Genomic DNA, 15,323 nt, shown 5'->3' with positions numbered 1-15,323 from the left:
CTCCCGGTGTGTAACTGGTTTGTCTTTCATAGGCTCATTATATATCAGAAAATGAAAGCGCTTCATTGGACAAAATTAGACTTGTGTATTGGATTATTTTAAACCTTAATCCTGCCACAAATGCTCTCTCAAACGACTCATTCCGTGCTACTGCCTGAATTGCCTGACATACGAGCTTGTCCCTTCCGCATCTCCCCTGGAGATACTCCGAAATGCTTTTTGAAAACCCGATAGAAGTAGGACACATCTTCATAACCCGCCATCTCGGCAACATGCTTGAACGGAATCTGTTCATCCATCACCCATTCTTTCGCTCTCGTCATACGTAATTGGATAACATAGTCGGTCACGTTCACCTCATACTCCTTCTTGAATACCTTGCTGAGATATTCCTTGCTGACAAAAAAGATCTGGGCGAGCTGTTCCAGCGTAATCATCTCCATACAGTGCTGCTCAATGTATTGCTTCACCTCGTCCAGGTTCAGCTTGTTCTTGAATTTACGCTGCGCAATCAGCTGCTCCAAAGCCTGATAGTACGGAGTCGAAATCCATGCAATCGTGGATCCGATGGAAGCCAGCGCTGTTGAAGGAGGTAACGCCGTTGCTTCGGGCCGCTCGTACAAGCCATTTGAGACGCACAGTTCATCCAACAAAGCCTGTAGTTCATGAGCCACCCTTCCAAGCTGCCGAGGTCTGTTAATCTCGCATCGTTCCAGCTTCTGCTGCAATTGTTGGAACCACTCACGCAGACTCTGAACGTTCAGGTCATTAAACCGCAAGCGAGCCTGCTGCTGAAACAGGGAGAACTCACCTGCGAACGTAGAAGGATACGATTCCCATGATTCAGGCGCTGATTCAACCTTTTCCAACTCTTTTGCACATTTGGCAAGTACACCATTCAGTTCATCCGGATTCACCGGTTTGAGCAGATAATCTGCAGCCCGATGGCGGATCGCATGTTTTGCATAATTGAAGTCGTCATATCCGCTCACCACGATCACCTTGATCTGTGGGTACTGTCCGCTCAGCGTCTGTAGCAGCTCCACACCGTCTGTACCGGGCATGCGCATATCCGTAATGATAATGTGAGGCTGATGCTGCTTGACCAGTTGTATGGCCTGCTCACCATCCTCTGCCTCACCTGCAACGGTCATGCCGAGTTCATTCCAATCTCCCAGGTTGCGCAAAATATCCCGGTTCCACGGTTCATCGTCCACTAGCAGCACTCTGTACAGTTCTTTGTTCACAAGGCTTCGCCTCCTGTATTGCAGGGGATTCGTACCGTAACGCTCGTCCCCTGTCCGTATTCACTTTCCATGCTCATCCCATATTCAGGTCCAAAATGCATTATAATTCGTGAGGCAGCATTGACCAGTCCAATACTTGTACCTGAACTCCACACCCGATCTGCCTGCCGGGTAAGCCGCTCCAGTCTGGACTGCATCTCCGTTAGTCTCTCAGTATCCATCCCCACACCGTTATCACGAATTCGAATGGTTACATCTGTAGGTTCACAGACGACTTCAATACCCAGCTTCCACTCGCCCTGTTTCTTCTCCAATCCATGTAAAAATGCGTTCTCCACAATGGGTTGCAAAGACAACTTGGGAATATAACATGCCCGAAGTTCCCCGGTAATCTCCAGGGTATATTCAAGCCTGCCGGCAAAACGTTGCTTCTGAATCAGCATATAATGCTCCAACTGATCGAGTTCAGACTGTAGAGGGACAAGTCCATCCGGCGCTCGCACAATATAACGAAACATCTCGCTTAAGGCTCGAATGACTTTGTAACTGTCAGCCGGTTTTTGCGAGTAGACCATGCCGCCAATCATCTGCAACGTATTTTGCAGGAAATGCGGATGGATCTGAGATTGCAGTGCTTTGAGCTCGGCCGTCTGCTTCTCCAGATTCATCAGGTAGTTGTCACGAATATGTTCCCGAATACGATTAGCCATGCCATGCAGATTTTTCTCCAGCAGACCAATCTCATCTACCCGACCGCTTCGTACCACTTCCCTGTCCTTGATCAGCTGGATACCCTTCATGGAATTCGCCAGTCTGACAATGGGCTTTGATGTGCGCCAGGCCACGAATACAGCCAGACCCACAGAAATGACGGTTGCCAGGCCACCCACAACCAATCCGTATTTCATCGTTTCCAAGGCACTTTCATTAATGACATGGGCAGGTACAATCTTGATCACACGCAGTCCTGACGGCTCAATGGAATGAAAGAATACGTATTCCTTGGCTGTACGGATAAACCCCGAACTTTCTTTTGTACCTGCCAATTTCTCCAGTGCTTCTGCAGAAGGCTGAATCTCTTGATTTGGCTGATAGACCGGACTACCCGCGCTATCAGCAATGTATACCGCATAGTCTCCCCGGCTATCCAGCAGCTCCAGGGTCTGGTTGAACTCAGCCCACTTGACCTCCAAACTGATGGCGCCGATCTGTGCCTGATCCTCAAAGCGGTTCATACTGCGGGTCATGTGAAACTTCTGCGGATCGTCCGGATCATTGATAATCGTAAAATCTTTATGTTGTGCAAAAAGCTCATGATACCCTTCCGGTATTTCCGATACCGCCTTGATGCGAGAATCCATGGAGTTGAAGGTGAACAAGGTGTCCAATTCCTTCAGATACAATTCAACGCCAAATACATAATTGCCAGCAGAATAGTATACACTGTTCAGCATATTGAACATGGCCTTCTGTTCATCGAATCGGCTGGCTGCCGGTGCTTCCTGGTTCAACGCCAGATATTGATGCAATTCGTCACTGATCTGAATCGAATAGATAATATTGTTCATGCGGGCGAACTGTTCACCCAGATAGATGGAGGCCCAATTCATATTGGCCCGGTTGGTCTCCATAATCTCCTCTTCCATGGAAGAGCGGGTATTCTCGGCTGCCATAGCAGTCATGGCAATGACGGGCAGAACAGCCAGCAGCGTCATGGTAAGAATCAATTTATTGCGAATGCTGCGTTTAAAAGGATCTGTCAGCTTCCGATAACATTCGGTAAACACAGCGCATCCACTCCTGAGCTAAAATAGACAAACGCCCCAGCATGGAAGCCGAGGGCGCTTTGGTCTTTATATTCGTTTGGAAATGTTAAAATATCACGTTATACAATAGATTGAATGGTTACACGAGATCACTACGTGGTCAGAACAACCTTCTGATCGCTGTTATCACCGGATTTTTTTGATTCCCTTTTTCTAAGGGAAAAATCCGGTGATAAAGGCGAGGTGTATGCTTCCGATGCAGCTTTCTTTCAGAAAGCTTTTAGCTCCGCTTCCTCAGGTTATTTCTGCCTCTCCGTTAACGTGCACATGTTAAATTCAACTTATCTACCTATATTTATTATTTCCTATTATTGTTCAATGATCCGTATGCCCCATGGCTCAAGTTCGATCTTCTCTCCCGCAGCTATCGGGGTTCCTGCCAGAAGTTCAGTTCCTTCTCCATAAGCATTCACAAAGGATGTTGCCTCATCCGCATAATTGAAATAGTAGCGAATTGTGTTCCCTTGATCGTTCACACCTGTCTTCACAATGACAGGAAAAGCCAGCTCCTGATCAGCTCCCCACACGCCCGCTTCCTTCATGACACGTTCCAATACCTTACGGATCACCGCAGAACTGGTATAACAGCCGACATAGGTTGCTTTGCCTTTTCCATAGGCATTCTGGGTAATTGCCGCATATTCACCCCAATGTGGATGATCATACCAAGCAAGTACTTCAGCCGTTGTTGGTGTAATCAGTTCCATCCAGGTATGAATCTGGTTCTGCTCTTCACCAACTCCAAATGGATCCTCCCGCAGTGACACATGTTTTGGTTCTACAAAAAGGTTGTAGCTAATTCCACATGCCTCACTGATCAGGCCAGGCTGGCGGGTAGAGCGTACCTTGATATGCTCATTTGTGAATCCGCTTTTGAACGAGTAGACGATATGTCCACCATCCTGTACGAATTGATTTAATTTTTCCAGCAATGCATCCGAAGCTGCATACAGAGCAGGTACAACGAGCACATCATATTCCGCATAACTCTCAACAGACGGGTCGATGAGGTCACAGCCAATGTTCATTTTATACAATTCATCGTACATCCAGCGCACCACGTCATTGTAATTCTTGTCACTGGTGAAGTTAAAACCAAACCACTTGATGGATGTCAGGGCCTCATTGCTGAACAGCACAGCTACCCGATTCTTTTTCTTCAGATTAACGAGCTTTGGACTGAGACGGGCAAAATCCCTGCCAATGGTCTTTGCTTCGTTGTACACCGGATTCGGTTCAAAGTCATGACTGAGCAATCCTTTCCAATACGTCTCAAACGAATTGTGCAACGAATGCCAGTGCCAGTAAGCGACCATGTTCGCTCCTGATGCCAGATGACTGAATGCCTGCAAACGCAGCTGTCCCGGATACGGAACCCAATGCCAGAACGCCTGCGCTTCGGTCTCCAGTACCAGATAGTTCGATTGTTTGGTTGAACGCGCCACATCGCCGCCGAATGAAATCTCGATGCCCGTCAGATCATCCTGGGAAGGATGGTAGATGTCCACACTAGTGATGTCAAAAGGTTTCGATGCTGCAAAATGATCCACATCCCCTTGAATACCGTAGGAATATCCACGCCAATCGAAGTCAAAGTTCTGGGTAACAAACTGTCCTTCCTGTTTGTATTCATTCACGATCCCCACTTGCCAAGCCAAAAAGTTGGTTACCAGCTGTCGCTGGAACTTTGCAAATTCAGCGCCCAGACTACCGTTGATCGTTCCTACAACAGACGGGAAGTCTTCCCAGCTATTGATTCGATTGCTCCAGTAGTCGAGGCCAAATTCCTTGTTGAGTTCATCCAGAGAACTGAACTTGTTCCGCATATATTTGACGAATTGCAGTTGTACATTATCTCCGGCCGTATTGTAATGCTTCGTCTCGTTATCTGTCTGATATCCAATTACCGCTGGATGTGTGCTTACCCGAGAGATCAGCTTGCGGATGATCCGCTCGGCATAGAATAGATAGGTTGGATGGGTAATATCCATGATCTGTCTTGCGCCGTATTTACCAGGTCCCTGTGAGGTTGTAGCCAGAACGTCCGGGTGTTCCTTTACCATCCACGTTGGAACAGCATACGTTGGTGTGCCAACGATGACCTGAATCCCCGCCTCATGCATGGCATCCAGCACACGGTCTACGGAAGAGAAGTCAAATACGCCATTCTGCGGTTCATGGGTACTCCAGGTTGATTCTGCAATGCGGACCACATTGATCCCTGCATCCTTCATCATCTGAATGTCCTTGTCCAATCTTTCGTAAGGCATATATTCATCATAGTAGGCTACACCATATAATAATTTGTCCATGATTTAATCTCCTTTTTAGGTGGAAAATTTAATGATCTTGACGTGTGAAAGAGTTGACATATTCCAATCCACAATGGTAGCGTTTACATTATTATCGGTTGAAGAACTTCGATTGTTCAGCAACCACTTCAAACGCTGATGTGTTCCATGGAATATCCATGCCCGCGTTAAACTGATTATAATGAAGTATACTACGAGTGCCGATTGTATAAGGCAAGTTGTTTTTACCCTTTTCCGAGGTGAATATGATGGATATCCGATCACAGCTCCGAGAAATGCCTCACCATACGCTGGCCCACTGGCTACCTATTATCGACTGTAACATCAAATTCTATGGTGCGCACAGCCAACAAGTACCCTATGGATGGGCGATGCCGGAAGAATCACATCCGGGCTTTGAGATTATGTTGATCATCGAAGGTACGCAGGAGAGTGTGATTCATGGTTATACCTATACCGTGGAGGCAGGTTCCATTCTTCTCATTCCTCCCGGGTTCAAACATACGAATCAATGTGTATCCACGGAAGGCATGACTTATTTTAGCGCTCATTTTAATGTGGATGATCCCGTCTTCACCCTGAAGCTGATGTCACAGCATAGCCAAATCTACGCAGCAGATACAGCTGATAATAGGAAGTTGCGCGTTGTGCTGGAGAGTTGGATGGGGATGATTAACGTATCTGAAGCCTACACGTCCACTGACAAAATGATCATGCAGGCCCGCATGTTTGAACTGTTCGCCCTGTTGTCCCAAGCCGCTGACAATGAACCGGAGACCACCACTTCCGTTGCTGCTTCACATGCACCAGCTCCAACAGCCATGCATTATGCGGGAGCTATAGCGGAGGCAATCAAGCAGGCATTCCATGCCCAGCTTCGAACCAAGGAAAGCAGTGTATCCACGGTCAAAGTAGAGCAGATTATATCCTCGTTTGGCATCAGCCCGGGATATGGTCTACAGGTCTTTCGCAAGGTGTACGGGCGGTCGCCCAGGGCTTACCTGTCCAGCTTGAAGTTGCAGGAGGCCAAAGTACTGATCGAACAGCCAGAGCTGTCGCTCGGGGAAATTGCGTGGAAGCTCGGTTACACCCATCTGTCCCATTTCAGCAGACAATTCAAACGTTGGACAGGCCAAAGCCCGCTTCAATATCGCAATCATCATGCAGATGCATCAGGTGATCCTGTATCCTACAGATCGGAATCGAGTCCAGAAGCTTGATTACGGATACGTTCGTACTCTTCCGGCGTGTTCATATTACTCATTTGCATCGCTACTTGATGAACGCCAGCTCTCTCAAGCTCTTCCGCTTCGACATAACAGCAACCAATCTCTTCAAGCCATCTCATAACTCGAAGATGATCCTGAATCAGACGCTGCTCAAGATCAGGGAGCACTCGTTTGTGGTAAGCCCCTGCAAGAGGGTGGATATGTCCATCCACGCGTGGAACGATAGCAGAATAAGAGTTATACGATTCGGCCAGCTTTTTTATTCCATCAAAAAAAGACGTTTGCAGGAGCGGCATATCGCAGGCGCATACCAGATTCCAGTCTGTATCGGAAGCTTCCAGTGCCGCGTGAAGACCGGTGAGTGGCCCCTTCCCCGGATAGAGATCCTGAACGCAGTTGTAGCCCATTGCACCATAGGTTGTCACATTGGGTCCGGCAGCCACGATGATACGGGATACGGCGGGTCTCATGGCCTTCGTGACATGTTGTAGTACGAGGGAACCGTTCAGTTCCAGCATGGCCTTGTTGGTCCCCATGCGGCTGGATAAACCTCCTGCCAATATGATGCCTGTCCATTCCCTTGTGTTCATGATGTCTTGCTCCCTCCTGGTAACGATGTGGGCTTGTTATATCAATCGATCAACATTTTCTATAGATTGAATCCCCTTTCAACAAATGATACATTGAACAATATGCATTTGAAAGGAATGGCTTAATTGGACAGACCTGTACCTTCAAGAGGCAATACCTCATTAGTTTCTCTGAAACTATATAACTTTTTCATATATGGAGCCATCTCCATCTTTGCGGGATTCCTGCAGCTTTACCTGCAAGAGATTGGCATGACCAAACTGGAGATTGGCAGTCTCATGGCGATTGGACCCTTTGTATCCTTGTTTGCCAACCCGTTCTGGGGTTTCTGGAGCGATAAATCTCGCAACATTCGCATCATTCTGATGATTATGATGGGAGGCACATTTGTGCTCGCCCAAGGTGTATTCTATGCGCCCACGTATACATGGATCTATGTAGCCATGATTTTCTTTTATTTTTTTCAAAGTCCATTATTCGCACAAACGAACAGCCTGATTCTCGGATATATCGATGGTACAACCCAGAAATTTGGGTCATTCCGGCTCTGGGGTTCACTCGGTTGGGCACTGACTGCCGTCGCAGCCGGACCGCTCATTGACCGTTTTGGCATCGGCAGTGTATCCATTATATTTGCGTGTATGATTGCCACCGCCTTTGTATTATCCGTATTTTTACCCAGACAGCCGATTGCTTCGGATACACCCGTGGTTACTTTTCGGCGGTTTGGCAAAGTCATGTTCAATCCGTATTTTATGGCATTTATCGGCCTGGGTGTACTCGTATCGGTGCCTAATGCGATGAACAGTACTTTTATGTCACTATATATTGTAGAAATGGGTGGCGACAAACAGATGGTCGGCTGGGCCATCTTCACCTCATCCATTCTCGAAGTCGGCGTATTCCTGCTGCTCGACCGCCTACTCAAACGCAAGATGAGCATGCTCTTGGCATCTCTCATTTTGATCAGTCTGCTGTTTGCACTGCGCTGGCAGCTCATGGCACTGGCCATCAACCCGATGGAGATTGTATTCATTCAGTTGATGCACTCCATTACGTTTGGTGGGTACTTCTATGTGGGTACACAGCTGACTATGCTGTTTATTCCAAGACCTTACCGTTCCTCCGGTCAAGCGGTCTATACGATGGCCTGGGGCGGTCTCTCGGGCGTTATTGCCGGTCTGTTCGGCGGCTGGTTGTTCCAGAGCTTCGGTGCGGAAATCATGTATAGCATCGGCGTATTCTTCTCGCTCATCGGCGCTGTTGGATTTGGCATCATGTGGTTGTCGAATCGACGTAACGGCTATCAGCCGGTTGTGTTGACGGAGATGGGTAATATGGATGAGGAATAACGGAGTAAGACTGTGACACACCCTACTTGTCATCCATTAGACAAATGACCGATTTATGTACAGGCCACAGTTACTGGCTACACGTAATCGGTCATTCCTTGGATACGCTCTTCATTTTAATCTAGATCATCCAGATGATTGGGGAACTGCGCATTAAAAAGCTGTTTTGCTAGAGGATGACTCAGCGTAGAGATGTCTTATGAAATATAGTTAAATTATACAGGAATCGTAGGGAACTTTTTATTTTCTGACATGCTTTTTACCATTCCGAGAATACACTGAAGCAAATATTGAATGTCCTCTTCCGAATGATCTGCACTTAGGCTAATTCTTATGCTACTGGAAGAAATTTGTTGATCTTGACACATTTCCATGATCACCCTACTTATTTTATTTCCTTTTGAAGAACAGGCGGATTGAGATGAAAGATGAATTCCGTTTTTGCCTAAAAAATTCAACATTAAGGCAGAAGTAGACTTTGGATACGACAAATTCAAAATATGGGGAGCGCACAACGCTCCTGCTGGACTGTTTATAATAATGTCACTGTTATCACTCAAATGATGACGAAGTTCATTTTGAAACTTTTTTAACTTTTCGATACTGCTTGCTTGCTTGGAAATCGTAACGATCATTGCTTCTGTAATTGCGGTAACACCCGGCACATTAACTGTTCCGGGTCGTAATCCTGACTCCTGCTTTCCACCATACTGAATAGGAGCTATATCCACATGGTCTTTAACCATGAGAATGCCTATTCCTTTTGGTCCCCCTATTTTATGACCAGACAAAGTATACAAATCCATATTCTCTAGATTTACATCTAACTTTCCAAATGCCTGGACCCCGTCTACATGAAAATATACACCAGGTGCTTCTGATTTCAACATAGAACCGATTTCCTCGACAGGCTGGATAGCACCCGTTTCGTTGTTTACATGAATGATACTAACTAATACAGTATTTTTCTTAATCGCCCTCTGAACGTCTGTCACTTCCACGATCCCTGATTTATTCACTGGTAGAAAAGTCACCTCCACCCCTTCCGAACTGAGATGAACAGCACTTTCAAATATGGAGGAATGTTCGACAGAAGACGTAATGATGTGTATGGGATGGGACAACTTATTCTTAGCAACATTGGCAACACCAAACAAAGCAAGATTATTACTCTCTGTGGCTCCGGATGTAAAAATCACTTCTCTTTGTTTTACACCTAAAATTTTCGCGATTCTCTCTCTGCATTCATTCACTAATGTATTAGCTTCTTTACCAGGGAGATGCATTGAGGAAGAATTGGCATATACTCTTTGATACGTATCAAGTATAACCTCTTGGACTGACGGAAACAGTGGTGTCGAAGAACAATAGTCAAAGTACAGATTCTTCAAAAGGACCACCCTCCCTAACGAGATTTTCCATTCGAATTGTCTTTGTGGTATATTGCTGCACATAATCATCATGTGTTGCTATAACAATAGTCATATTCCCTTTTTCATACATTTTACTTAGAAGTTTCATTATATTCTCGGCAGATTGAAAATCCAGATTACCAGTAGGCTCATCAGCCAAGAGCAGAGTCGGATTATTCACCAAAGCCCGGGCTATTGCCGTTCTTTGTTTTTGGCCACCTGACAACTGAGAGGGGTAGGCGTTTTCTTTTCCCAAAAGTTCAACTTCCTTGATTATACTAAGACAGCGCTCTCTACGCTGAGATTTAGTAAGCTTTGCTTTAGATAACGCAAGTGGAATTTCAACATTCTCCAGCACCGTCATATCGTTTATCAATTTAAAATCCTGATATACAAACCCGATGTTCTCATTGCGTATTCGTGCATACTCACTTTCCTTGAGCTCATTAATCTGGCGACCATTTAATTTGATAATCCCACTTGTTGGATGCTCAACCAAGCCTGCCAAATGTAAGAGGGTACTTTTTCCAGAACCGGACCTTCCATATATAGAGACAAAATCACGATGATTAAGGGTCAAATTTACATTCTCGAACACAGGGGAATCTATATTCCGGTCAACAAAACTTTTACTGACATTCTGCATTTCAATAAGAGCTTTCATATCAACACCTCAAATCTCATTTATTTTCAACGAATTACTATTTGTCCGAACAACTGGAGCTGTTAGGAAAAATAGGATAAATATAAATAATAGGAGGCCACTAATTAAGGATGAAGTTACTGCTATTGGTATAATGGAGTAGCTCAATAATAGGACTGACAGAGCCACTAAAAATGCAGGTCCTATAAGTATTAGATTAGAGAATAGCACCATAATGGCCAAATCCCACCGGGTGGCACCGTACAGATAAAAAATAGTCAGACTCCTTGACTGGCTCAGGAAACGGACCAGGATAAAAGACATCATAGAAGTCAAAATAAGAATGGAAGATAACGAAACAAACACTAAAATGATACTTGTATAGATGGATTCTATGACAACATTTTGTCTCTCTGTTCCAATTAAACGTGCCACTCTGAAGTGTTGTCCGTCAGCCATTTCGGAAAGCCTTGTTGATAATGAATGAGCACTAATTTCTTCATCACTCACATCGAATAAATATACGGACAATTGAGTCGACTCTACTGGTTCCGTACTCTTCAAGAAAACAACATCATTTGCATTTTGCCAACTTGGAGGATTGATAATTTTCACCATCTCCTCGGCAATTCCGGCATTTAGGTGCAGTTCAGTCGAATCTTCATTATCGCTGATGAGATTCCATAATAACTGATTCGTTGTATATGTCATCCTTCCGTTATCCATCTCTGAATAATCTGCATTTAAGAAACCAATCTTCCCTGGAAATTGTTCCTCAAGCCATCTCACCTGCACCATGTTCCAACTTGGAATTTCCTTCTCATTACTAACAGTAGGCTGGATAAGCCAAGTATTTTTACCAACGACATGATCCAGTTGATCCAAATCATTTTGCTGTTCCCTAATCATGCCAATCAGTATCATTAAGAACAGAAATATGAAAACAAATTGAATATTAATCAGCAGGGTCGTTTTTAAACTTCTCCTTGCCATCCGCCAAGCTGTACCAAATAAGTATCTCATCGTCAGGTTCCAGCTCCTTTAAACAAATTGTTCCATATTTTTTTCAAGGTTTGTTCAACGGTAATTACAATGATGCATATGACCGTGAAAATTAGAATGATAAATACGGGTAAATTCAATTTTAGTTGAAATCCTTCGATATCGACATATTTGGATACCAGAAAGGTGAATACAGCAGACAGTAATGAAGCCACTATTACTACAAACCCAGATTCAGCGTATATTGCACGTTTCAATACTTTTCTTGAAGCTCCTAACTTCATCAAAATATCCCACTTATTTTTGTCTTTGCTTATTTTGAAGGAAAAAATATAAATAAAGTTCAACACGACATAAAGCATGAGACCTGCTGTGATAACAATAGCCAAAATTAGTAAGCTATAGAATTGTCCAAGTCTCTCTGCCTCTGGCGACTGTTTAGAAATACTAGGCTTATACGAAGTAAGAGTGGGTAGAACTTTTGCTTGAACTGTCTCTACACTCGTTTGACCAAAAATAAAAACACCCATAACCACATTCGTTTTATTACCATATAATTCAAAAAAGTTTTCAATAGAAATATATACGTTCTCCACCAAACTGGATTGATCAATAGCAGTAATCATCAATTGCTTATCAGCAATTTGAATCGTTTGTCCGATAATGTCCTCTGCCTGTAATCCTAAAAACATCTTGTCAGCAGCATTGCGAGAGATCACCACTTCATCTTGTCCTATTTGATCCACGGGAAGTTCTTTTTGTAACTTAAAATCCTTGTTAACGCCAAAAACGTGATACAGTCCGGATGCCCCATTGGTCTGTACATAATCTTCATTCGATAGGAGATAGGTCCATTGAAGGGAAGGAACTTCGTTCCATTTTTTCTCCAAGTCAGGAAGAGACTTTACAGAAACCGGTGTTCTGAGATCCACGACAATCCGATTTTTGGATTGCTCTACTCCTGCTGATATATTTTGATAACCCGTATTTAGAAAAGAGAAAATCACAGTAACTAGTGCCAAAGATATAGCCAGATTAAGAATAAGTATCCCCGTTAACATTGTGTTTTTCTGAATTGATTTTTTTACAATATTAAAATAGAAATAAATGGTTAACCACTCCTTTTCATATCCGTAATTGCCACATGGATAGGATAATCGTAACTGGCATGGCCGTTAATATATAGCCGAACCTGGTAATTCCCTCCTCTGACAACCAATCCTTTCATAATAAAATTGATGTCTGCCCCTGGAACCCTTTCGGCTGATCTGTGATTATAGACTACCTTTTTTTCAGTAAGTCCCCTTATATGCCCTTTATCATCGAGAAACTGTAATTCAAGCTCGTACGGTTGATTAACTTCAGATTTGGACAATCTCGCAAGTATATGTAACTCCAAAATAGCCGGAAACGTTGGAACTTCTGTTTCATTGATTAACTTGCCTAAGTGATGGCATCGCTCTGTTGGATTAAACCGGATGGTGTCACATACGATTAGAGATGTAATCACAGTACTCCACCCTCCAGTCTGGCTCTTTCTAAATAAAAGTGTACATCCTTGGCTTCATCTGCAATGCCCGAAGAAATCCGAATTCCATCTGCACTATAAATTTGCACAGTAGGTGTTTCATAAACTGCAAACTGGGTACCCATCTCTTGAGATTCTACTTGAACTACTGGCATTTTCCAATTAAAGTATTCCACCATTTCCTTATTCGTTTCATAGTCGCCGTCAACAAGTAATACAAAACGGGTATCCATGGATTGCTTGGTTACAATATCTCCAATATGCGGTAACAGATCAACGCAACGAAGACAATAAAGCGATAGGAAGATTAGACACAGCCTAGACCCTTGTGGTTCAAAGCTAACATGATCCCCATTCCAGTTCAAGTACTCCTTTGTTACCGGAATATTATCCATATACATACTTCCTTTCCATACTAAATATTTCATTTCTTTTATTAATGATGTTTCTGTATTCACTATTTTCACGTTTGTAAAGTTCTTGTGCATTACCCACTTCCGCAATTTCACCATCTTTAAATACAACAATTGTATCGGCCAGTTCAGCAATGTTTATATCATGAGTAACGACAATAACCGTTTTTTCCTTCTCTGTCAGAATGGAAGAAAAAAATTCAATCTCACTCTTGGGATCAAGTGCAGAGGTCGGCTCATCAAAAACAAGTAGCTCTGCATCCCGAATATATACCCTTGAAAGAGCAAGCTTCTGCCACTCTCCACCTGATAAAAAAACAGATTGTTCTGTCAAATATCCAAGATTGGTGTCCATATGATTACTGAATCTATCCAATTTTGGGAATCTCGATTCCCCTAATGCTTTAATGATCTGAGCATCCGTTATTTCACTTCTGTTAGAATTGGAAACGATCACATTCTCACGAATAGTCATCATATATTTCACGAAATCCTGAAACACAACAACCATAGCCTGATGAAGTGAGGACGTGCGAATCTGTTCCAAAGGTATATTATCAAAAGCGATCGTCTTCTCCGGAGAATCATACAGTTTCAACAAAAGTTTCAAAAATGTCGTTTTTCCCGAACCGTTTTCCCCGAAGATAACAACTTTATCCCCCTTGTTAATAGACAAATTGATATTTCGGAGCGCATAACGTTCCGAATTTGTATAACGAAAACTCAAATTATTAATGGTTAATTGATTCTCAAATACAAATTCCACTTTCTCATTCTCTCCTAGATCAGCTTCCTGTCTATCTGGATTATCATCTACGAATGAAAAGTAACTTTTAACATAGTTCTTGTCTTCTTTGATCATAAAAATATTTCTTAATAATGTGGAAATACTGTTGTCTGCAAGATTAAGTGAGAGAGTCAATCCAAAATACTCTCCAATAGATAGTTGGCCTTTTGACATATAATTGATAATAAGTATGGTAACTAAAGCCAAACCAAGATTGGAAAGTGAAAAGTTAAATAAATTAAAATTAATACTGTATTTTTTTAAAGAATTTCTGATTTTCTGGATTTCTTCCGAACTATCTTTCCATTTTTTAACAAGTATATCCGAAGAACCATATACCTTCAATTCCTTTTGAGTCTGGGTATCTATTAATACATTATAAAAATACTGAGGCACTCTTAATTTCGATTGAATAATCCGGTTAGTACTAATTCTCTTCTGAGTAAAATAAAAGATTAAAAACGTTTTGCTGCACGTAATAATAACAACAAAAAGGACTAGCCACAGGGAGGATACACCCAAATACCAGAACGCGATCATAGCGGTTATACCGTTTTGAAGTACCCCAAAGGAATTGGAAAACAGCGGGAAGATTTTTCCCATCCCCATGGTGGCCATGTTAATTGAGCTCTTGAATTCAGACTTTTCTTGATCTATAAGATTGCATGATCGCATCTTGTCCAAGATCTTCATCTCATGTTTGATCATAATTTCATTCATCGCTTCTTCATCCATTAGTGACGTCGCTTCGCTTAAAAACTGTTTAAGAAAATTAAAAACCGTAATTAAAATAATTATAAAAATGGCCTGACTAAAAACAGATTCGTTTAAGAAATCCAGAAGTTTCCCTGATAAATACACATTAAAGTTGGCCTGTAATGAAAGAAAAATCATCATCACCAAGTGTATGACTATAATTTTCCAATTGTGTTTTCTTACTATATCAGCAACTTTTAACAACTCTAAGTTACTGTTCAGCAT

Annotated in this window: 12 protein-coding genes; 2 read left to right on the top strand and 10 right to left on the bottom strand. The window is 43.0% G+C overall.

What is annotated here, in order from left to right:
• Positions 1 to 137: 137 nt before the first annotated feature.
• From NSQ38_RS07760 to NSQ38_RS07750, 3 genes are all read right to left on the bottom strand, one after another.
• Entirely contained in the window at positions 138 to 1,247 is a 1,110-nt protein-coding gene (locus NSQ38_RS07760) for a response regulator (protein ID WP_339788371.1), read from the bottom strand.
• Positions 1,244 to 3,034 carry a sensor histidine kinase gene (locus NSQ38_RS07755; RefSeq protein WP_339788368.1) on the bottom strand — a complete coding sequence of 597 codons (1,791 nt, stop codon included), beginning with the start codon at positions 3,032 to 3,034 and terminating at the stop codon, positions 1,244 to 1,246. Before NSQ38_RS07755 ends, NSQ38_RS07760 begins: the two co-directional genes overlap by 4 nt.
• Before the next feature lie 347 nt (positions 3,035 to 3,381).
• Positions 3,382 to 5,385 carry a beta-galactosidase gene (locus NSQ38_RS07750; protein WP_339788365.1) on the bottom strand — a complete coding sequence of 668 codons (2,004 nt, stop codon included), beginning with the start codon at positions 5,383 to 5,385 and terminating at the stop codon, positions 3,382 to 3,384.
• 275 nt (positions 5,386 to 5,660) lie between these two features.
• On the opposite strand from NSQ38_RS07750, the gene NSQ38_RS07745 reads away from it, so the two are divergent.
• Positions 5,661 to 6,605, top strand: coding sequence for an AraC family transcriptional regulator (locus NSQ38_RS07745; protein WP_339788362.1), 945 nt, complete (start codon positions 5,661 to 5,663; stop codon positions 6,603 to 6,605).
• Here NSQ38_RS07745 and NSQ38_RS07740 read toward each other — a convergent pair.
• Positions 6,575 to 7,204: a molybdenum cofactor guanylyltransferase gene (locus NSQ38_RS07740; RefSeq protein WP_339788360.1), complete on the bottom strand. Its 630-nt coding sequence runs from the start codon at positions 7,202 to 7,204 to the stop codon at positions 6,575 to 6,577. The two genes, NSQ38_RS07745 and NSQ38_RS07740, sit on opposite strands and share 31 nt — an antisense overlap.
• Positions 7,205 to 7,330: 126 nt before the next feature.
• On the opposite strand from NSQ38_RS07740, the gene NSQ38_RS07735 reads away from it, so the two are divergent.
• Positions 7,331 to 8,557 (top strand): MFS transporter, encoded by a 1,227-nt coding sequence (locus NSQ38_RS07735; RefSeq protein ID WP_339788358.1) that lies wholly within the window; start codon positions 7,331 to 7,333, stop codon positions 8,555 to 8,557.
• A gap of 215 nt (positions 8,558 to 8,772) precedes the next feature.
• On the opposite strand, the gene NSQ38_RS07730 is transcribed toward NSQ38_RS07735, so the two are convergent.
• The 6 genes from NSQ38_RS07730 to NSQ38_RS07705 form a co-directional block, all read right to left on the bottom strand.
• Entirely contained in the window at positions 8,773 to 9,948 is a 1,176-nt protein-coding gene (locus NSQ38_RS07730) for a cysteine desulfurase family protein (protein WP_339788355.1), read from the bottom strand.
• Positions 9,929 to 10,633 carry an ABC transporter ATP-binding protein gene (locus NSQ38_RS07725; protein WP_211083982.1) on the bottom strand — a complete coding sequence of 235 codons (705 nt, stop codon included), beginning with the start codon at positions 10,631 to 10,633 and terminating at the stop codon, positions 9,929 to 9,931. The genes NSQ38_RS07730 and NSQ38_RS07725 overlap by 20 nt, the downstream gene beginning before the upstream one ends.
• Before the next feature lie 9 nt (positions 10,634 to 10,642).
• A complete protein-coding gene (locus tag NSQ38_RS07720) occupies positions 10,643 to 11,635 on the bottom strand; it encodes a hypothetical protein (RefSeq protein WP_339788352.1) in 993 nt (330 codons plus the stop codon).
• Between the two features lie 2 nt (positions 11,636 to 11,637).
• Positions 11,638 to 12,675: an ABC transporter permease gene (locus tag NSQ38_RS07715; protein WP_339788350.1), complete on the bottom strand. Its 1,038-nt coding sequence runs from the start codon at positions 12,673 to 12,675 to the stop codon at positions 11,638 to 11,640.
• A gap of 445 nt (positions 12,676 to 13,120) precedes the next feature.
• The gene (locus NSQ38_RS07710; RefSeq protein WP_339788347.1) at positions 13,121 to 13,537 is read right to left on the bottom strand and encodes a hypothetical protein; all 417 of its coding nucleotides are present in this window, start codon (positions 13,535 to 13,537) and stop codon (positions 13,121 to 13,123) included.
• A complete protein-coding gene (locus NSQ38_RS07705) occupies positions 13,530 to 15,323 on the bottom strand; it encodes an ABC transporter ATP-binding protein (RefSeq protein WP_339788345.1) in 1,794 nt (597 codons plus the stop codon). The genes NSQ38_RS07710 and NSQ38_RS07705 overlap by 8 nt, the downstream gene beginning before the upstream one ends.

The sequence above is a fragment of the Paenibacillus sp. FSL R7-0313 genome (genome assembly GCF_037969885.1).
Lineage (GTDB): Bacteria > Bacillota > Bacilli > Paenibacillales > Paenibacillaceae > Paenibacillus.
Note: the sequence above shows the minus strand (reverse complement) of the source record. Positions and strands in the feature narration are given on the sequence as shown.